The sequence below is a fragment of the Pseudomonas sp. H1_G08 genome, assembly GCF_054681355.1.
In genome coordinates this window covers 902,209-921,275 of the sequence record NZ_CP162822.1, presented here as the reverse complement: position 1 = coordinate 921,275, position 19,067 = coordinate 902,209, and the positions used below count along the sequence as shown (strand labels likewise).

At 61.1% G+C, this 19,067-nt stretch carries 12 protein-coding genes; 6 read left to right on the top strand and 6 right to left on the bottom strand.

Going from position 1 to position 19,067, the window contains the following annotated elements; genetic code table 11:
• Window positions 1-31: 31 nt before the first annotated feature.
• The 3 genes from zipA to AB4N85_RS04215 all read right to left on the bottom strand — a co-directional run bounded on the left by zipA (window position 32) and on the right by AB4N85_RS04215 (window position 5,305).
• The gene (zipA, locus tag AB4N85_RS04225; protein WP_016773851.1) at window positions 32-895 is read right to left on the bottom strand and encodes a cell division protein ZipA; all 864 of its coding nucleotides are present in this window, start codon (window positions 893-895) and stop codon (window positions 32-34) included.
• 259 nt (window positions 896-1,154) lie between these two features.
• On the bottom strand, window positions 1,155-4,643 hold the full coding sequence (smc, locus tag AB4N85_RS04220; RefSeq protein ID WP_150635839.1) for a chromosome segregation protein SMC: 3,489 nt from the start codon (window positions 4,641-4,643) through the stop codon (window positions 1,155-1,157).
• 2 nt (window positions 4,644-4,645) lie between these two features.
• Window positions 4,646-5,305: a GntR family transcriptional regulator gene (locus AB4N85_RS04215; RefSeq protein WP_039763015.1), complete on the bottom strand. Its 660-nt coding sequence runs from the start codon at window positions 5,303-5,305 to the stop codon at window positions 4,646-4,648.
• A 267-nt stretch (window positions 5,306-5,572) separates the two neighbouring features.
• Between AB4N85_RS04215 and xdhA the strand changes: the two genes are divergently transcribed.
• The 4 genes from xdhA (at window position 5,573) to guaD (ending at window position 11,713) form a co-directional block, all read left to right on the top strand.
• Window positions 5,573-7,027 (top strand): xanthine dehydrogenase small subunit, encoded by a 1,455-nt coding sequence (gene xdhA / locus AB4N85_RS04210; RefSeq protein WP_122692164.1) that lies wholly within the window; start codon window positions 5,573-5,575, stop codon window positions 7,025-7,027.
• Window positions 7,020-9,419, top strand: coding sequence for a xanthine dehydrogenase molybdopterin binding subunit (gene xdhB, locus AB4N85_RS04205; RefSeq protein ID WP_252869084.1), 2,400 nt, complete (start codon window positions 7,020-7,022; stop codon window positions 9,417-9,419). Before xdhA ends, xdhB begins: the two co-directional genes overlap by 8 nt.
• A gap of 118 nt (window positions 9,420-9,537) precedes the next feature.
• Window positions 9,538-10,395, top strand: a complete 858-nt coding sequence (gene xdhC / locus AB4N85_RS04200) for a xanthine dehydrogenase accessory protein XdhC (protein WP_252869083.1) — start codon at window positions 9,538-9,540, stop codon at window positions 10,393-10,395.
• Between the two features lie 13 nt (window positions 10,396-10,408).
• Window positions 10,409-11,713 (top strand): guanine deaminase, encoded by a 1,305-nt coding sequence (guaD, locus tag AB4N85_RS04195; RefSeq protein WP_236169149.1) that lies wholly within the window; start codon window positions 10,409-10,411, stop codon window positions 11,711-11,713.
• Between the two features lie 153 nt (window positions 11,714-11,866).
• On the opposite strand, the gene AB4N85_RS04190 is transcribed toward guaD, so the two are convergent.
• Complete coding sequence (locus AB4N85_RS04190; RefSeq protein ID WP_007918375.1) at window positions 11,867-12,631, bottom strand: GntR family transcriptional regulator; 765 nt, start codon at window positions 12,629-12,631, stop codon at window positions 11,867-11,869.
• Window positions 12,632-12,989: 358 nt separating this feature from the next.
• Between AB4N85_RS04190 and AB4N85_RS04185 the strand changes: the two genes are divergently transcribed.
• Window positions 12,990-14,180 (top strand): benzoate/H(+) symporter BenE family transporter, encoded by a 1,191-nt coding sequence (locus tag AB4N85_RS04185; RefSeq protein ID WP_252869082.1) that lies wholly within the window; start codon window positions 12,990-12,992, stop codon window positions 14,178-14,180.
• 243 nt (window positions 14,181-14,423) lie between these two features.
• Here AB4N85_RS04185 and AB4N85_RS04180 read toward each other — a convergent pair whose 3' ends face one another.
• Window positions 14,424-14,768, bottom strand: coding sequence for a YggL family protein (locus tag AB4N85_RS04180; protein ID WP_056784184.1), 345 nt, complete (start codon window positions 14,766-14,768; stop codon window positions 14,424-14,426).
• 234 nt (window positions 14,769-15,002) lie between these two features.
• Here AB4N85_RS04180 and dacB point away from each other — a divergent pair, with 234 nt between their 5' ends.
• The gene (dacB, locus tag AB4N85_RS04175; protein ID WP_041479117.1) at window positions 15,003-16,463 is read left to right on the top strand and encodes a D-alanyl-D-alanine carboxypeptidase/D-alanyl-D-alanine endopeptidase; all 1,461 of its coding nucleotides are present in this window, start codon (window positions 15,003-15,005) and stop codon (window positions 16,461-16,463) included.
• 159 nt (window positions 16,464-16,622) lie between these two features.
• On the opposite strand, the gene AB4N85_RS04170 is transcribed toward dacB, so the two are convergent.
• Complete coding sequence (locus AB4N85_RS04170) at window positions 16,623-19,007, bottom strand: sensor domain-containing diguanylate cyclase (protein WP_252869081.1); 2,385 nt, start codon at window positions 19,005-19,007, stop codon at window positions 16,623-16,625.
• Window positions 19,008-19,067 lie beyond the last annotated feature (60 nt).

The following is a 19,067-nucleotide window of genomic DNA, read 5'->3' as shown; positions in this document are numbered from 1 at the left end:
CTGCCGAAGGCTGCGATCTTTTGATCTGGCCTTAGCGCTTCTGGGTCAATGCGCGGCGTTCGAATTCGACGATGCGCTGACGGTAATGCTCAATCGTCTGCGCGGTCAGTACGCTGCGCTGATCGTCTTTCAATTCGCCGTTCAATTCCTGGGACAGCTTGCGGGCTGCCGCAACCATCACGTCGAAGGCCTGCTTTGGATGACGCGGGCCTGGCAGACCGAGGAAGAAGCTCACCGCCGGAGTGCTGAAGTGGTCGATGTCGTCCAGATCGAAGATACCCGGCTTGACCGCGTTGGCCATGGAGAACAGCACTTCGCCGTTGCCGGCCATGCTTTCGTGGCGGTGGAAAATGTCCATCTCGCCGAAACGCAGGCCGCTTTCGAGAATATTCTGCAGCAGCGCCGGGCCTTTGAAGCCGGCCGGGTCGCGGCAGATCACGCTGATCACCAGGACTTCTTCGGCTTGCGGCTGATCTTTTTCCGCCACGGCCGCTGCAGGCTTGCTGTCTTCGGCGAAATCGTCGTCACGGCTGCTGAAGCTCGGGCCGCCGTCCAGATCGAGGTCGAGGTTCAAGTCGCCCTGCGCCGGGCCGTTGCTGCCGCGCTTGCCACGTTTCGAACCGGACTCGCGCGGCTCGCGGGCTTCGCGGTTGGGCATGCTCACCGACGGCAGATCGTGCTCGTCCAGTTGCGGCTCTTTGTGCGTGTCCAGGACGCGGGCCGGGCCCAACAGCTCGGCGCTGGTGTCCTCGTCCGGCAGATTGGACAGGCTCCGGTCGAGACGGAATTTCAGCTTTCCCTTGCCACCGCGCATACGGCGCCAGCCATCGAAAAGAATACCGGCTATCACAATGATGCCGATGACGATCAGCCACTCGCGCAGACCGATTTCCATGTAATCCCGTGCCTCTATAAAAAATGCTGAAAAATAAGGGGTTTACACTGCGTAAACCGCTTTAAAACGTGGCGCCAACTCTATGTTCTGACAGGCGTTTTGCCCACGTATACGAAAAATTGACATTAAACTAGCACGACCAAAGACAACTTTACACCGTCTGTCTCATTTGGCTTGCGCGAATATGTCGATTGGCCATCCGGCCGATGTCAGTAAAAAGTCCTACAGACCTCCAAAACTATTCCGACACCACACCGACTCAGGCGTCCACCATCGCCATCGCCTCCTCGACATCCACCGCCACCAGTCGCGAGCAGCCCGGCTCATGCATCGTCACACCCATCAACTGCTCGGCCATTTCCATGGCGATCTTGTTGTGGGTGATGTAGATGAACTGCACGGTCTGCGACATCTCTTTGACCAAGCGTGCGTAGCGTCCAACGTTAGCGTCATCCAGTGGCGCGTCAACCTCATCGAGCATGCAGAACGGCGCCGGGTTCAACTTGAAGATGGCAAAAACCAGGGCCAGTGCAGTCAGGGCCTTTTCGCCGCCGGAGAGCAAATGGATGGTGCTGTTCTTCTTCCCGGGCGGCTGCGCCATGATCGTCACCCCTGTATCGAGTAGATCTTCGCCCGTCAGTTCCAAATACGCGCGCCCGCCACCGAAAACTTTCGGGAAAAGTGCCTGCAAACCGCCGTTGATCTGATCAAAGGTATCTTTGAAACGGTTGCGGGTTTCCTTGTCGATCTTGCGGATGACGTTTTCCAGGGTCTCCAGCGCCTCGACCAGATCGGCGTCCTGCGCATCCAGATAACGTTTACGCTCCGATTGTTGCGTGTATTCATCGATGGCCGCGAGGTTGATCGCACCCAGGCGCTGAATCCGCGCGTTGATGCGTTCGAGTTCTTCTTCGGCCTCGCGTTCACTGGCTTGTGCGGTCAATGTGGCGAGCACGCCGTTGAGATCGTAGCCATCTTCGAGCAATTGATCCTGCAAAGCCTTGCGCCGTACGGTCAGCGCCTGCCATTCCATGCGTTGCTGTTCGAGCTGGCCGCGAATCAACTGCGATTGCTGCTCGGCTTGGGTGCGGCGTTTTTCCGCGTCGCGCAATTCACGATCGGCGTCTTCCAGGGCGATCTGCGCAGTCTTGAGTTCTTCATCGACGGTCATGCGCTTGTCGAGCAGTTCTTCAAGTTTCAGACGCAGCTCTTCCAGCGGCGCCTCACCCTCCTCCAGATTCAGACTCAACTGTTCGCGCTTTTCAGTCAGACGCTCGGCCTGCATCTCCAGACGCTCCAGCGCCTGTCGCGTGGAGTCATGCTGGGCGCGCAACGAGCCGAGACGCACGGCCAGTTGATGGGCGTGATCCTTGTGCTGCCGGGCTTCCTGACGCACGCGATCAAGGCGCTCGCGCAGGCTGTCGCGCTGGGCCAGCAGCAACTCGCGCTGCTCGGTGTCGAGCGCCATGGTGTCCAGCGCTTCTTGCAATTGCATGCGCGCTTCGCCGACCTGCTCGTGCTCAAGCTCGCGCTGTTCGGCGAGCTCGACCAGTTCTTCATCGAGACGGGTGCGGCGCAATGTCAGTTGCTCGGCCTTGGCCTTGCCAGCGGACAATTGTGCTTTCAGTTCGCCTTGCTGGCGCGCTTCGTCCTGCAGCAAGCGGCGCAGATGTTCGCGGCCGTTTTCCTGCTGGCGCTGTTGCGCGCGCAAGGTTTGCAGGCGGGTTTCCATGGCCTCGACGGTGGCTTCGCGCTCTTCGCGTTCAAGCTGCAAGTCTTCGATTTCCTGGCCACGGGCGAGCATGCCGCTTTCCGCTTCGCTGGCGCGACGTACGCGTAAAAAGTGTCGTCCGACCCAATAGCCGTCGCGGCTGATCAGGCTTTGCCCGGCGCTCAACTGACCGCGCAACGCCAGCGCCTGTTCAAGGCTGTCGACCGGTTTGACCTGGCCGAGCCACGGCGACAGATCGATCTGCGCCTCGACTTTGTCCAGCAGGCTGCCCGCCACCCGCACGCCATCGCTGGCCGGGCTGAGCAGGCGCAAATCGCCTTGGGTGAAACCGGACAGATCGAAGCCGCTGAAATCGTCGACCAGTACCGCTTGCAGATCGGCGCCGAGCACGGTTTCCACCGCCAGCTCCCAACCGGCCTCGACCTTCAGGCCTTCGGCCAGACGCGGACGCTCGGCGAGATTGTGTTCCTTCAACCATTCGGCGGTGCCGGTGCCCGGGTCGAGCGCGGCCTGCTGCAAGGCTTCCAGCGACGCCAAACGCCCGTTGAGCCGCTGCAGATCGCCCTGCGCCTGCTGCTGCGCGGTCAACGCCTGCTGCAACTCCTGACGCAGTTGTTCGAGCTTTTCGACCTGCGCTTCTTCGCTGGTCTGTAAATCTTCCAGGGTCGCTTCAGACTCGGCGAGCTGCTCATTGAGCGCCATGATCGCCGCGTCTTCCGGGTCGGCGGACAGCAACGCGCGCTCTTCAGCGAGGCGTTTCTGCCGGTCAGCCAGACGCTCCATGCTGCTTTCCAACTGCTGGATCCGCGATTGCTGGACTTCAGCCTGACGGCGCGGTTCGGCAGCGGTCAGGTTGAACGCGTCCCACTGCTCCTGCCAGCCGTGCATGGTGGTTTCGGCTTCTTCGAGGGCCGCAGCGGCTTCCTCGGCGGCGGCGCTGGTGACTTCCTGCTCGGGGGTGAGCATGTCCAGTTCTTCGCCGAGGGTCAGCAACAGCGTGCGGTCGTGGCCAAGGTGCGATTCGGTTTCCAGACGCGCGCGCTCGGCTTCTTTCAGATCGTCCTGCAACTGACGCAAACGCTGCTGGCCGTGCTGGATGCTCTGCTCGACCCGGGCGATGTCGCCGCCGACCGAATAGAAGCGGCCCTGCACCAGATTGAAGCGCTCGGACAGGTCGTGGTGACCGTCGCGCAGGCGTTCGATGGCGGCGTCAGCGTTACGCTGTTCAGCGACCAGCGCTTCGAAGCTGACTTCCTGGTTGCCGATGATCGACTCGCGCTGGCCGACCTGCTCGTTGAGGTCCTGCCAGCGCAGCGCCGACAGTTGCGCCTTGAGCTGACGCTCTTCGGCCTTGAGTTCCTGATACTTTTTCGCCGCCTCGGCCTGACGGTGCAGTCGTTCGAGCTGGCGCTCCAGTTCTTCGCGCAGGTCGGTGAGTCGGGCGAGGTTTTCGTGGGTGCGGCGGATGCGGTTCTCGGTCTCGCGGCGGCGCTCTTTATATTTCGAGATGCCGGCGGCTTCTTCGATGAAGTTACGCAGGTCTTCGGGCTTGGATTCGATCAGCTTGGAGATCATCCCCTGTTCGATGATCGAGTAGCTGCGCGGACCGAGGCCGGTGCCGAGGAAAATATCGGTGATGTCGCGCCGACGGCATTTGGTGCCGTTGAGGTAATACGTGGTCTGGCTGTCGCGGGTGACTTTGCGGCGGATGGAAATTTCCGCGTAGGCGGCGTATTCGCCGAGCAGCGTGCCGTCGGAGTTGTCGAACACCAGCTCGATGCTGGCCTGGCTCACCGGTTTGCGGCTGGTCGAGCCGTTGAAGATGACATCGGTCATCGACTCGCCACGGAGGTTCTTCGCCGAACTTTCGCCCATCACCCAGCGCACGGCGTCGATGATGTTCGACTTGCCGCAACCGTTCGGCCCGACGACCGCCGCCATGTTACTGGGGAAGTTCACCGTGGTCGGGTCGACGAAGGATTTGAACCCCGCCAGTTTGATGCACTTCAGCCGCACGCTCAGGCAACCGTCAGCGCAGACACCACCAGATCGCAGCTGCGCTGGGCATACGCCGTGAGCACGATGCGGATCTGCGGCAAATCACGGGCGAGTACGGCAGCGAGCAAGCGTTCGAACAGTTCGAGGAATTCGCTCATTTCCGCCTTGCGCTGTTCGAGGGCGAGGAAATACGCACGGCTCATCGCCGGCTGGAGGTTCTCGACGGTTTCTTGCAGGTACGGATTGTTGGCAAACGGATAGGCGGCGCGCATCACCGCGAAGCTGTCATCGACGAAGCTGCGGATATCGCCGCGTTCGTAATTGGCGGTCAGGCGCTGCTGGATCTGCACGAAGGGCGCCATGTCCGACTGCACTTGCCAGCCGTTGGCCACGGAATTGCCGAGCAGGATGTACAGCTCGCTCATCAGCGTGCACAGGCTCTGCACCTTGTGCGGCGTCAGCTCGGTAACGTGGGCGCCACGACGCGGCAGGATCGCGATCAGGTGACGGCGCTCGAGGATCAGCAAGGCTTCGCGGACCGAACCGCGGCTGACGTTGAGCGCCAGCGTGACCTTCTGTTCCTGGATGCGCTCTCCTGGCTTCATTTCGCCACGAATGATGCGTTCGGCGAGGTGGTGAGCGATTTGCTCGGCGAGGCTGTCCGGCGCCTTGAACGTCATGGTTGTCCTTCAAACTCTATCGATCTGCACAAGCGGCGCAGTGTAGCGCAAATGCGCGGTCATGGCGGAGTGCCCACTCAGCGGTTTTTGGCACGAATCCCGCAAAAAAGCGCAGTGACCGATGAAGGTCAATACTGAATAGACACGCTGTTGATCGACGAAACGGTTTTTCTGACCTTTAAGTCAGAAAACCATTGACCGAAAAGTCAGACCTGCTAAATTCGGTTCACGTCGGTTAACAACAATAATGAGTCTGCGAGGCCTTCCGTGATCCAGTTTTTACTTAACCAGGAACTCCGTAGCGAGCACGCCCTGGACCCGAATCTGACTGTGCTCAATTACCTGCGTGAACATGTGGGCAAGCCCGGCACCAAAGAAGGTTGCGCCAGCGGTGACTGCGGAGCCTGCACCGTGGTGGTTGGCGAGTTGCAGACCGATGACAGCGGGCGTGAGCATATTCGCTATCGCAGCCTCAACTCGTGCCTGACCTTCGTTTCGTCGTTGCACGGCAAACAACTGATCAGCGTTGAAGACCTCAAGCACAAGGGCGAACTGCACAGCGTGCAGAAAGCCATGGTCGAGTGCCACGGTTCGCAGTGCGGCTTCTGCACTCCCGGTTTCGTCATGTCGTTGTTCGCCCTGCAAAAGAACAGCGATGCGCCGGATCAGGCCAAGGCCCACGAAGCGCTGGCCGGAAACCTCTGCCGCTGCACCGGCTACCGGCCTATTCTCGCCGCTGCCGAACAATCCTGCTGCGGCAAACCAGCGGATCAGTTCGACGCCCGCGAAGCCGAAACCATTGCCCGCCTCAAGGCCATCGCACCGACCGATATCGGTGAACTCAACAGCGGTGACAAACGCTGCCTGGTGCCGCTGACCGTCGCTGACCTGGCCGACCTCTACGACGCTTATCCGCAAGCGCGGCTGCTCGCCGGCGGCACCGATCTGGCGCTGGAAGTCACCCAGTTCCACCGCACCCTGCCGGTGATGATCTACGTCGGCAACGTCGCCGAAATGAAGCGCATCGAAACCTTCGATGACCGCATCGAAATCGGCGCCGCTACCGCCCTTTCCGACTGCTACGAGGCGTTGAATGCCGAGTACCCGGACTTCGGCGAATTGCTGCACCGCTTCGCCTCGTTGCAGATCCGCAATCAAGGCACCCTCGGCGGCAACATCGGCAACGCATCGCCGATCGGTGACTCGCCACCGCTGCTGATCGCCCTCGGCGCGCAGATCGTGCTGTGCAAAGGCGAAACCCGCCGCACCTTGAACCTGGAAGATTACTTCATCGACTATCGCGTCACGGCGCGGCAGGAAAGCGAGTTCATCGAAAAAATCATCGTCCCGCGCGCCAGCGCCGAGCAGCTGTTCCGCGCCTATAAAGTGTCGAAGCGTCTGGACGACGACATCTCCGCCGTCTGTGCTGCGTTCAATCTGCGTGTGGAAAACGGCGTGATCAGCGACGCCCGGGTGGCCTTCGGCGGCATGGCGGCGATTCCGAAACGCGCTGCGCACTGCGAAGCCGTGCTGCAAGGCGCGCCGTTCAACAACGCCGTGATCGAACGCGCCTGCGCCGCGCTGGCCGAAGACTTCACGCCGCTCTCGGACTTCCGCGCCAGCAAGGAATATCGCCTGCTCAGCGCGCAGAACCTGCTGCGCAAATACTTCATCGAACTGCAAACACCGCACATCGAGACTCGGGTGACCGCTTATGTCTAATCATCACGCCGTAGAGAAGACCCAGGCTGAATTGGCCGAATTGTTCGCCAAGGATCTGACCACCGGTGTCGGTCGCAGCGTCAAGCACGACAGCGCCGCCAAGCATGTGTCCGGTGAAGCGCAGTACATCGACGATCGCCTGGAATTCCCCAACCAGTTGCATCTGTATGCGCGCCTGTCGGACCGCGCCCACGCGAAAATCCTCAGCATCGACACGTCGCCGTGCTACGCCTTCGAAGGCGTGCGCATTGTCATTACCCACGAAGACGTGCCAGGTCTGAAAGACATCGGCCCGCTGATGCCGGGCGACCCACTGCTGGCCATCGATGACGTGCAGTTCGTCGGCCAGCCAGTGCTGGCGGTAGCGGCGAAAGATCTGGAAACCGCGCGCAAGGCGGCGATGGCGGCGATCATCGAATACGAGGATCTGGAACCGGTGCTCGACGTCGTCGAAGCCCTGCGCAAGCGCCATTTCGTGCTCGACAGCCACACCCACCAGCGCGGCGACTCGGCCTCTGCACTGGCCACGGCTGAACACCGCATTCAGGGCACGCTGCACATCGGCGGCCAGGAGCACTTCTATCTGGAGACACAAATCTCCTCGGTGATGCCCACTGAAGACGGCGGCATGATCGTCTACTGCTCGACGCAGAACCCGACCGAAGTGCAGAAACTGGTCGCCGAAGTGCTCGACGTGTCGATGAACAAAATCGTCGTCGACATGCGCCGCATGGGCGGTGGTTTCGGTGGCAAGGAAACCCAGGCTGCGAGCCCGGCGTGCCTGTGCGCGGTGGTCGCGCACCTCACCGGCCAACCGACCAAGATGCGCCTGCCGCGCGTCGAAGACATGCTGATGACCGGCAAGCGCCACCCGTTCTACGTTGAATACGACGTCGGCTTCGACAGCAACGGCCGTCTGCACGGGATCAACATGGAGCTGGCCGGCAACTGCGGCTGCTCGCCGGACCTGTCCGCCTCGATCGTTGACCGGGCGATGTTCCACTCGGACAACTCCTACTATCTCGGCGATGCCACCATCAACGGTCACCGTTGCAAGACCAACACCGCCTCGAACACCGCTTATCGTGGTTTCGGTGGCCCGCAAGGCATGGTCGCCATCGAGGAAGTGATGGACGCGATTGCCCGGCACCTGAAGCTCGACCCGCTGGCGGTGCGCAAGGCCAACTACTACGGCAAGACCGAGCGCAACGTCACCCACTACTACCAGACCGTCGAGCACAACATGCTCGAAGAGATGACCGCCGAACTGGAAGAAAGCAGCCAGTACGCCGAGCGCCGCGAAGCGATCCGTCGCTACAACGCCAACAGCCCGATCCTGAAAAAAGGCCTGGCGCTGACTCCGGTGAAATTCGGCATTTCCTTCACCGCGAGCTTCTTGAACCAGGCCGGTGCGCTGATCCACATCTACACCGACGGCAGCATCCACCTGAACCACGGTGGTACGGAAATGGGTCAGGGCCTGAATACCAAAGTCGCTCAGGTCGTGGCGGAAGTTTTTCAGGTCGAAATCGATCGTGTACAGATCACCGCGACCAACACCGACAAAGTGCCCAACACCTCGCCGACCGCTGCTTCCAGCGGCGCCGACCTGAACGGCAAAGCCGCGCAGAACGCAGCACAGACCATCAAGCAACGCCTGGTCGAATTCGCCGCGCGGCACTACAAGATCAGCGAAGAAGACGTCGAATTCCGCAACGGCCACGTGCGGGTGCGCGAGCAGATCCTGACGTTCGAAGCGCTGATCCAGCAGGCGTATTTCAATCAGGTTTCGCTGTCGAGCACTGGCTTCTACAAGACCCCGAAAATCTACTACGACCGCAGTCAGGCGCGGGGCCGTCCGTTCTATTACTTCGCCTTTGGCGCAGCCTGCTGCGAAGTGATCGTCGACACCCTGACCGGCGAGTACAAGATGCTGCGCACCGACATCCTGCATGACGTCGGCGCCTCGCTGAACCCGTCGATCGACATCGGTCAGGTCGAGGGTGGTTTCGTGCAAGGTATGGGCTGGCTGACCATGGAAGAGCTGGTCTGGAACAACAAAGGCAAGCTGATGACCAACGGCCCGGCCAGCTACAAGATCCCGGCGGTGGCGGACATGCCGCTGGATCTGCGAGTGAAGCTGGTGGAAAACCGCAAGAACCCGGAAGACACGGTGTTCCATTCCAAAGCTGTCGGTGAACCGCCGTTCATGCTCGGCATCGCCGCCTGGTGCGCGATCAAGGACGCGGTGGCGAGCCTCGGTGATTATCAGCATCAGCCGAAAATCGACGCGCCAGCCACGCCGGAGCGGGTGTTGTGGGGTTGCGAGCAGATGCGTCAGCTCAAAGCGGTGAAGGCTGTCGAAGCTGAAACCGAGCTGGCTCCGCTCTAGGACCGAGGCGCGGCCATTCGCGAGCAGGCTCGCTCCCACATTGGCAATGCATTCCAAATGTGGGAGCGAGCCTGCTCGCGAAGAGGCCGGCACAGACAACGAAGATGTCGAGGTGAACATGTACAACTGGATCGACGCCCTCGCCGACCTGCAGAATCAGGGCGAGCCCTGTGTGCTGGTGACGATCATCGAAGAACTCGGTTCGACGCCACGCAACGCCGGCTCGAAAATGGTCGTCAGTGCCGACCGCCTGTTCGACACCATTGGTGGCGGGCATCTGGAATTCAAAGCCATGCAGATCGCCCGCGAGATGCTCGCCAGCGGTAAGCAGGACACCCATTTGGAGCGCTTCAGCCTCGGCGCCAGTCTCGGCCAGTGCTGCGGTGGCGCTACGGTGTTGCTGTTCGAACCGATGGGCCAGGTGCAGGCGCAGATTGCCGTGTTCGGTGCCGGCCATGTCGGTCGCGCCCTCGTGCCGCTGCTGGCCAGCCTGCCCTGCCGGGTGCGCTGGATCGATTCGCGCGAGGCGGAGTTCCCCGAACACATTCCCCACGGCGTGCGTAAAATCGTCAGCGAAGAGCCGGTGGACGAAGTCGATGATCTGCCTGCCGGCAGCTACTGCATCGTCATGACCCACAACCATCAGCTCGATCTGGAGCTGACCGCGGCGATTCTCAAGCGTAACGATTTCACTTGGTTCGGCCTGATCGGCTCGAAAACCAAACGCGCCAAATTCGAACACCGTCTGCGTGATCGTGGTTTCGACCCGAGCGTGGTGCAGCGCATGCGCTGCCCGATGGGCATCGGCGAAGTCAAAGGCAAACTGCCTGTGGAAATCGCCATCTCCATCGCCGGCGAAATCATCGCCACTTACAACGCCAATTTCGGCCAGCACAGCACCCGCGCCGAACCGATTGCCCGACTGCTGCCCGCCTCGCGCCGCAGTCAGGCCGCCAAACTCAAAGCCTCAAACTGATTAGAGAACCCTCATGCCTCTGACTCGCAAAGCCTACCGCGCCGCCATCCTGCACAGCATCGCCGACCCTGCCGAAGTCGGCATCGAAGCCTCGTATGAATATTTCGAGGATGGCCTGCTGGTGATCGACGACGGCAAGATCAGCGCCCTCGGCCACGCCAGCGAACTGCTGCCAACCCTGCCGGCGGATATCGAGATCAACCATTATCAGGATGCGCTGATCACCCCGGGCTTTATCGACACACACATTCACCTGCCGCAGACCGGCATGGTCGGCTCCTACGGCGAGCAACTGCTCGACTGGCTGAACACCTACACCTTTCCCTGCGAAAGCCAGTTTGGCGACAAGGCTCACGCCGACGAAGTGGCCGATATTTTCATCAAGGAACTGCTGCGCAACGGCACCACCACGGCGCTGGTGTTCGGCAGCGTGCATCCGCAATCGGTGAATTCGTTTTTCGAGGCGGCCGAGAAGCTCGACCTGCGCATGATCGCCGGCAAGGTGATGATGGACCGCAATGCCCCGGATTATCTGGTCGATACCGCTGAATCCAGCTACGTCGACAGCAAGGCGCTGATCGAGCGCTGGCACGGCAAGGGCCGTTTGCACTATGCGGTGACGCCGCGCTTCGCCCCCACCAGCACCCCGGAACAACTGACCCTCGCCGGGCAACTGCTCACGGAATATCCGGATCTGTACATGCAGACCCACATCAGCGAAAACCTCAAGGAAATCGAGTGGGTCAAAGAGCTGTTTCCGGAGCGCAAGGGCTACCTCGACGTCTACGATCACTACCAGTTGCTCGGCGAACGCTCGGTGTTTGCCCACGGCGTGCACTTGTGTGACGAAGAATGCGCGCGACTGGCAGAAACCGGCTCGGCGATCTCGTTCTGCCCGACCTCGAACCTGTTCCTCGGCAGCGGCCTGTTCAATTTGCCGATGGCCGAGAAGCACAAGCTCAATGTCGGCCTCGGCACCGACGTCGGCGGCGGCACCAGTTTCTCCCTGCTGCAAACCCTCAACGAAGCCTACAAGGTGATGCAGCTGCAAGGCGCGCGGTTGAGCCCGTTCAAGTCGCTGTACCTGGCGACGCTGGGTGGCGCGCGGGCGCTGCGCCTGGAAGACAGGATCGGCAACCTGCAACCGGGCTCCGATGCCGACTTTCTGGTACTGGATTACAACGCCACGCCGCTGCTCAGCTACCGCTTGAAGCAGTCCAATAACATTGCCGAAACCTTGTTTGTACTGATGACGCTGGGGGATGACCGAACGGTGGCGCAGACGTATGCGGCGGGGGCGCTGGTGCATCAGCGCTAAGCCTCTTCGCACTGATCATTCCCCGGTGGTGTTTACCCCGGGGGATTTTTGTTGCCGGTCAGATTGTCTTCGCGAGCAGGCTCGCTCCCACCTTTGAGATGCATTCCCCTGTGGGAGCGAGCCTGCTCGCGAAAGCCGCGACTCGGTTTCAGATCAGAGCTTGGCCGCTGGACGCCCTGGCTTCTTGGTCTGCAACAAATGCGAGAACACCGCATGCAGATCATCCGACGCGCCTTCCTCGTCGAGGTTGAGCTTGCTGTCGATGTGGTCCATGTGATGCATCATCAGGTTCACCGCCAGCTCACCGTCGCGTTTCTCGATCGCGTCGATCAACTGCGTGTGTTCATCGTACGAGCAATGCGAGCGGTTGCCGCTTTCGTACTGGGCGATGATCAATGAAGTCTGCGACACCAGGCTGCGCTGGAAGCTGATCAACGGCGCGTTCATCGCCGCCTCCGCCAGCTTCAGGTGGAATTCGCCCGACAGCCGAATACCGGCACCGCGATCGCCGCGCGAGAAACTGTCGCGCTCATCGTTGACCATCTGCCGCAGCTCGGCGATCTGCTCGGCAGTGGCATGTTGCACCGCCAATTCAGTGATCGCCCGCTCGACCAGACGCCGGGCGAGAAACACCTGACGCGCTTCCTCAACACTCGGGCTGGCGACCACGGCGCCACGGTTCGGCCGCAACAGCACCACTCCTTCATGGGCCAGACGCGACAGCGCGCGGCGAATGATGGTGCGGCTGACCCCGAAGATTTCCCCCAGCGCTTCTTCGCTCAATTTGGTGCCGGGCGCCAGACGCTGTTCGAGGATGGCCTCGAAGATATGCGCGTAGACAATATCGTCCTGGGTTCCGCTGCGGCCGGCTTTGCCTGCTCGCGGTTGTTTCTTGAGGGGTTGCAACTGTTCGTTCATGGGCACTCGAGTCGGGAAAGCTGCGGCGAATAGACCGTGACTGTAATACGGCACAGTAGGTCGCTGGCAAGTATCGCGTAAAAAACAGCGCGATTGTACACAATGAATGGTGGCAACACGACTGTACGGCTGTTTGCGCCTGCGGCTGTATTGCAACGGTTTGTCAGGTTTGAGTTTAGGCTTGATCGCAGAATCCGCTGCATGACCGCAATCCCCCGTGGGAGCGAGCCTGCTCGCGAAAGCCATTTCACATTCACTATGAATGTTGACTGACATAGCGCTTTCGCGAGCAGGCTCGCTCCCACAGAGGTTCTGTGTTGTGGCGGACATCTCCATTGGTATAAGGAACACCGCCGTCATGACCGACGCTACCCACGCCCGCCTGCGCCCTCTTGCCGACACCTCGCCTTCCGCCATCGTCGCCGGTTTCATCGCGATGATGACCGGCTACACCAGTTCGCTGGTGCTGATGTTCCAGGCCGGGCAAGCGGCCGGCCTGAGCAGCGGGCAGATTTCTTCGTGGATCTGGGCGATTTCGATTGGCATGGCCGTATGTTCGATCGGTCTGTCGCTGCGCTATCGCACACCGATCACCATCGCCTGGTCGACCCCCGGCGCGGCGTTGCTGATCACCAGCCTGGGCGGCGTCAGTTACGGCGAGGCGATCGGCGCCTACATCACGTGCGCGGTGCTGGTGACGATCTGCGGCCTGACCGGCAGCTTCGAACGGCTGGTAAAAAAGATCCCGGCCTCTTTGGCGGCGGCCTTGCTGGCAGGGATTCTGTTCAAGATCGGCAGCGAAATCTTCGTCGCCGCGCAACACCGTACCGGTCTGGTGTTGGGGATGTTCTTCACTTATCTGCTGGTCAAGCGCCTGTCGCCGCGCTATGCGGTGCTCGCGGCGCTGCTGATCGGCACCGCGCTGTCGGGCTTCATGGGGCTGCTGGATTTCAACGGTTTTCATCTGGAAGTGGCCACCCCGGTCTGGACCACGCCGCACTTCTCCCTGGCCGCAACCATCAGCATCGGCATTCCGCTGTTCGTGGTGGCGATGACCTCGCAGAACATGCCCGGCATCGCCGTGCTGCGCGCCGATGGCTATAACGTCCCGGCCTCGCCACTGATCACCACCACCGGCATCGCCTCGCTGTTGCTGGCGCCGTTCGGCTCCCACGGCATCAACCTCGCGGCCATCAGCGCGGCGATCTGCACCGGCCCGCATGCCCATGAAGATCGCAACAAGCGCTACACCGCAGCGGTGTGGTGCGGGGTGTTCTACGGGATTGCCGGGGTGTTCGGCGCCACGTTGGCAGCGTTGTTTGCCGCGTTGCCGAAAGAACTGGTGCTGTCGATTGCGGCGCTGGCGCTGTTCGGCTCGATCATCAATGGCTTGAGCATTGCCATGAGCGAGGTGAAGGAACGGGAAGCGGCGTTGATCACCTTCATGGTCACGGCGTCCGGGCTGACGCTGTATTCCATTGGTTCGGCGTTTTGGGGGATTGTGGCGGGGGTTTTGACGCTGGTGATTTTGAATTGGCGCAGAGCTTAAGATCAAAAGCCCCTCACCCTAACCCTCTCCCAAAGGGAGAGGGGACTGACCAAGGTGCTCGGAAGATATACGCCGACGAGGGATATCAAGTCGAACTCACATCCCGAAAAGCCCACAGATCGGCTCCCTCTCCCTCGGGAGAGGGCTGGGGTGAGGGGCGAGTCCACCATCAAATCCAAGCCGTATCACCTAAACACCAGACGAAAAAAAACGGCGACCCTCAGGTCGCCGTTTTTTTCAGTATCACTTGGCCGCGTTGATCGGCTTTTCCGGATACCACACATCCAGCAGCGGGCTGACTTCGTACTTGGTCAGCTCGGAGCGGTTTTTCAGCCAGGCTTCAACGGCAGCGCGCTGCTCTTCGTTGACCGAGCCACGCTTCTGCAGGCACACCAGACCGAAGTCGTCGCCGCCAACATAACCCAGACCGTTGGCTGCCATGGCTTCTTTGATGAATGCTTCGAGGAAAGCGTCAATGGCTTCTTCGGACAAGTCTTCTTTGAAGTCCAGGTTCAGTTCGAAACCCAGCTCTTGAAATTCATCTACGCACAGTTTTTTGCGCAGACGCTGGGAACGGTTAGTCGCCATTGGAACAATCCTCTTAAGTAATAACGGCCGGCACTTTACCAGTTTAAGCCGGCGATTGCCCGACTCTCTGGTCGCTGCGGCCGACCGCCTGTAAAAAAATAACCACTTGGCCGGCCCCGACACGGCACAAGCTGTTACAGCTTGGGGCATAATGCCGACACTTTCATGACCACTGAGGGCCTTTTCATCCATGTCCTCGTCTTTTTTCCCCTCTTTTGCAGGGTTTTATTGCATATGATCAAATCGTTGCGTCCACTGTTTCTCGCCGGCCTTCTTCTGCCTCTGGCCCTGCCTGTCTCCGCTGCCACCATCAACACTTCCCTCACCCCGAACGTCGAAAAAGCCCTCAAGGCCAGCAAGCTGCAGCCCACTGCGCTGTCGCTGGTGATGGTGCCGCTCGACGGTCCGGGCACGCCGACGGTGTTCAACGCCGACGTCTCGGTCAATCCGGCCTCGACGATGAAACTGGTCACCACCTACGCGGCGCTGGAAATGCTCGGGCCCAACCATCAGTGGAAAACCGAGTTCTACACCGATGGCACCCTGAGCGGCGGCATTCTCAACGGCAACCTCTACCTCAAGGGCGGCGGTGACCCGAAGCTGAACATGGAAAAACTCTGGCTGTTGATGCGCGACCTGCGCGCCAACGGCGTCACGCAGATTACCGGCGACCTGATCCTCGACCGCAACTTCTTCGTGCAGCCGCAATTGCCGGAATTCAACGATGACGGCAACGACGACAACAAGCCGTTCCTGGTCAAGCCCGACTCGCTGCTGGTCAACCTCAAGGCCCTGCGCTTTGTTGCGCGCAATGACGGTGGCCGCGTGTTGATTTCCGTGGAGCCGCCGATCGCGAACATCCGCATCGAAAACACCGTCAAAGCCCTGCCGTCCAAGCAATGCACCGGCGGCGTGCGCTACAACCCGGTGCCGCAGGCCGATGGCAGCGTGACCGTGACCGTTGGCGGCCAGTTGGGCGAAGGCTGCAGCTCGCAGACTTATCTGTCGCTGCTCGACCACGCGACCTACACCGCCGGCGCCGTGCGGGCGATCTGGAAGGAACTGGGTGGCAGCATTCAGGGCAAGGATCGTCTGGCGCCGACGCCGAGCAGCGCCAAACTGCTTGCCCGTGCGTACTCGCCGGATCTGGCCGAGATCATCCGCGACATCAACAAATACAGTAACAACACCATGGCCCAGCAGCTGTTCCTCAGCCTTGGCCAGCGTTTCCGCAACGATGCCGACGGTGACGACGCCCGGGCAGCGCAGCGCGTGGTACGTCAGTGGCTGGCGAAGAAAGGCATCACCGCGCCGCATCTGGTGATGGAGAATGGCTCCGGTCTGTCGCGGGCCGAGCGGGTCAGTGCACGTGAGATGGCCAACATGCTGCAAGCCGCCTGGCACAGCCCGTACGCCGCCGAGTACATCAGCTCGCTGCCGATTGCCGGCACCGACGGCACCATGCGCAAACGCCTGAAAACCACGGCGATGCGCGGCGAAGCCCACGTCAAGACCGGCACCCTGAACACCGTGCGCGCGATCGCTGGCTTCAGCCGTGACGTGAACGGCAATACCTGGGCGGTGGTAGCGATCCTCAACGACAAGGCCCCGTTCGGCGCCTCGTCGGTGCTCGATCAGGTGCTGCTGGATCTGTACAAACAGCCAAAGCTGCCGCAGACCGCTTCGGTGCTGTAGGCGCAGCAGATGCAATTGAGGGAGCGAGCCTGCTCGCGAAGGCGTCGGTTCAGTCAGCATGTTCAGTGACTGTCACACCGCTTTCGCGAGCAGGCTCGCTCCCACAGAAAATCAGCGCCAGATCCCCTCTGCCCCACAGGGTCAGGTGTCAGGTTCGAATCAGCTCATCTCCCGCTCAACCCGATCCCGGCCATTCTGCTTCGCTGCGTAAACCCCTGAGTCAGCGCGCAGCAACAACGCATCCGCGCCCTCCCCCGGCCGCCAGCTGGCGATGCCGAAACTGGCGGTGACCACGCCAACCACATCCACCGGCGCGCTGCGCAGGCCTTCCCACAACTCCATCGCCAGCATGTACGCGTGCTCGCCGTCGATGTCCGGGCACAGCACCATGAACTCTTCGCCGCCCAAACGGCAGAACACATCGGTGCGACGCAGACGATGGCCAATTCGCTCGCAGACTGCTTGCAGCACACGGTCGCCGACGGCGTGGCCGTAATGGTCGTTGATGCGTTTGAAGTGGTCGATGTCGAGCATGATTACCGACAACTCGCCGCCGCCCCGCTCGACCCGGGCCATCTCCGTGGTCAGGCGTTCCTGGAAATAGCGACGGTTGTGAATGCCGGTCAGCGAATCGGTGATCGACAACGCGCGCAATTCTTCTTCCACGCGCTTGAGATCGGAGATATCCGAGATATAACCGTGCCACAGCACCCCGCCGCCCGGCAGTTCTTCAGGCGTCGCCTCGCCGCGCACCCAGCGCAGGCCGCGCTCGGGCAGTTGCACGCGGTATTCCTCGCGCCACGGGCTGAGATTTTCCGCCGATTCGCGGATTGATGAGCGCACGCGAATCGCGTCCTGCGGGTGAATGCGGCTGAAAATCGCCTCGGAGTCGAGCAGCAGCACATCCGGCTCCAGCTCGTAGATTTCGCGGATGCCATCGCTGGCGTAGATCACGCTGAAGCGTCCGTCGAATTCCATTTTGAATTGGTAAATGCCGCCCGGAACATGGGCGCTGAGCTTCTTCAGCAACGTGTCGCGTGCTGCCAGCACTTCGTGCACGCGTTTGCGCTCGGTGATGTCGATGCAGATCGCCAGATGACCGACCCACAGGCCTTGCTCGTCAAGCACCGGCGTGGCGAGCATGTTCACCGGCAGATGACTGCCATCGCTGCGCACCATGGTCCATTCGCGTGCTTCATGGCCGCCGACTTCGCCGCCCTCGACCAGCATCGCGTGGCAAGTCGGGATGCTTTTGCCGTAGCGCGCACTCAACTCGGCCGAACGCGCCGCCAGTTCCCTGGGTAAATGCAGGTTCTCCAGGGTCATGCGCCCGACCACTTCGGCGCTGCTGTAGCCGAGCATTTGCTCGGCACCGGGATTGAAAGTGTTGATCACGCCGCGCAGGTCGGTGGCAATGATCGCGACCTGAGTGGCGGCATTCAGCACGCCGCGCAACTGACCGTGGGTGCCGCGCAGTTCCTGCTCGCGCTCGTGCAATTCCTGGGTGCGCACCTCGACCAGCCGCACCGCGCGCTGGCGCTGGCTGACCAGCACGTAAAGCAAGGCGCTGAGCAATGCGCTGAGCAAGCCGCCAAGAATGATCACGCTGCCCACCGACGAATGGTTGGCCTGCATGAACGCCTCGCTCGGAAGGATATCGACCTGATAGTCGTGGTCGGCCATGCGCAGCAAGCGCGTCGCCGCCAGATCGCCGGGCACCGCCTCGTTGCTCGATTCGAACAGCGCCTCGTGCTGATCTTGGGTCGACAGGTCGAGAATGCGCACCGACAGGTAATCGTGCAGGGCATCGGGCAAACCATCGGCGAGCAACTGGCGCATGCTGATCACCGCCATCACATAGCCGAACGGCTGCGATTCTCCGGCGCGACTGACCGGCGCCAGTAGCAACACCCCACGCGCGTAGGACGGCTCAATCCCGACCAGGTGCATCGGTTGCGACACCGCCATGCTGCCGAGCTGGTCGGCGCGTTGCAGGGTTTCGCGGCGCAAGGGTTGGGCGAGCAAGTCATAACCCAGTGGTGGCGCCAATCGGCTTTGGGTCTGGGTGTACAGCACCGGCACATATGCGTCGCGCGCTGCCGCCAGTTGCAGCTCGCCATTGGCGTCGAGCTCGCGAATGGTGAAGTTGCTCAGGCCTTCGTCACGCACCTGCTGTTCGAACGCGGCGCGTTCGGCACCACTGACTCTCGGGGCATAGGTATAGGCTTGGGTGCGCAGCAATAAAGGGCGGGAGTAGCCGTCGAATTCGGCGCGGGACACCGATTCGGAGTTGGCGAAGAACCGGCGCAGACTATCGAGACGTTGCTCCTGGTCCTGAAAACGTTCGGCGATACGGCTGTAGCGTTCGTTGGCCAGCAGTTGAAAGCGCTGACGCGATTGTTGCTGAAACTGGTTGAAGGTGCCCCACGCGAGCAGCCCGGTGAGAATCCCGCCGGCAAGCAACACCAGCAAAGCGACCAGCCAGGCTGAGACGTCTTCACTGATGAAACCGAGGATTTTCGGGCGCACGGGGTGCAACGGCATAAGCACGACTCACTCCGCCAGATTCACGGGAAAACCCCATTGGCGGTGTGTGAGTTATAG

Excerpts from the sequence above, each read along its gene's own strand:
- xdhB (WP_252869084.1), top strand. The coding sequence starts at position 7,020 with ATGTCTAATCATCACGCCGTAGAGAAGACCCAGGCTGAATTGGCCGAA.
- guaD (WP_236169149.1), top strand. The coding sequence starts at position 10,409 with ATGCCTCTGACTCGCAAAGCCTACCGCGCCGCCATCCTGCACAGCATC.
- zipA (WP_016773851.1), bottom strand. The coding sequence starts at position 895 with ATGGAAATCGGTCTGCGCGAGTGGCTGATCGTCATCGGCATCATTGTG.
- AB4N85_RS04180 (WP_056784184.1), bottom strand. The coding sequence starts at position 14,768 with ATGGCGACTAACCGTTCCCAGCGTCTGCGCAAAAAACTGTGCGTAGAT.
- AB4N85_RS04185 (WP_252869082.1), top strand. The coding sequence starts at position 12,990 with ATGACCGACGCTACCCACGCCCGCCTGCGCCCTCTTGCCGACACCTCG.
- AB4N85_RS04170 (WP_252869081.1), bottom strand. The coding sequence starts at position 19,007 with ATGCCGTTGCACCCCGTGCGCCCGAAAATCCTCGGTTTCATCAGTGAA.
- xdhC (WP_252869083.1), top strand. The coding sequence starts at position 9,538 with ATGTACAACTGGATCGACGCCCTCGCCGACCTGCAGAATCAGGGCGAG.
- dacB (WP_041479117.1), top strand. The coding sequence starts at position 15,003 with ATGATCAAATCGTTGCGTCCACTGTTTCTCGCCGGCCTTCTTCTGCCT.
- AB4N85_RS04190 (WP_007918375.1), bottom strand. The coding sequence starts at position 12,631 with ATGAACGAACAGTTGCAACCCCTCAAGAAACAACCGCGAGCAGGCAAA.
- AB4N85_RS04215 (WP_039763015.1), bottom strand. The coding sequence starts at position 5,305 with ATGACGTTCAAGGCGCCGGACAGCCTCGCCGAGCAAATCGCTCACCAC.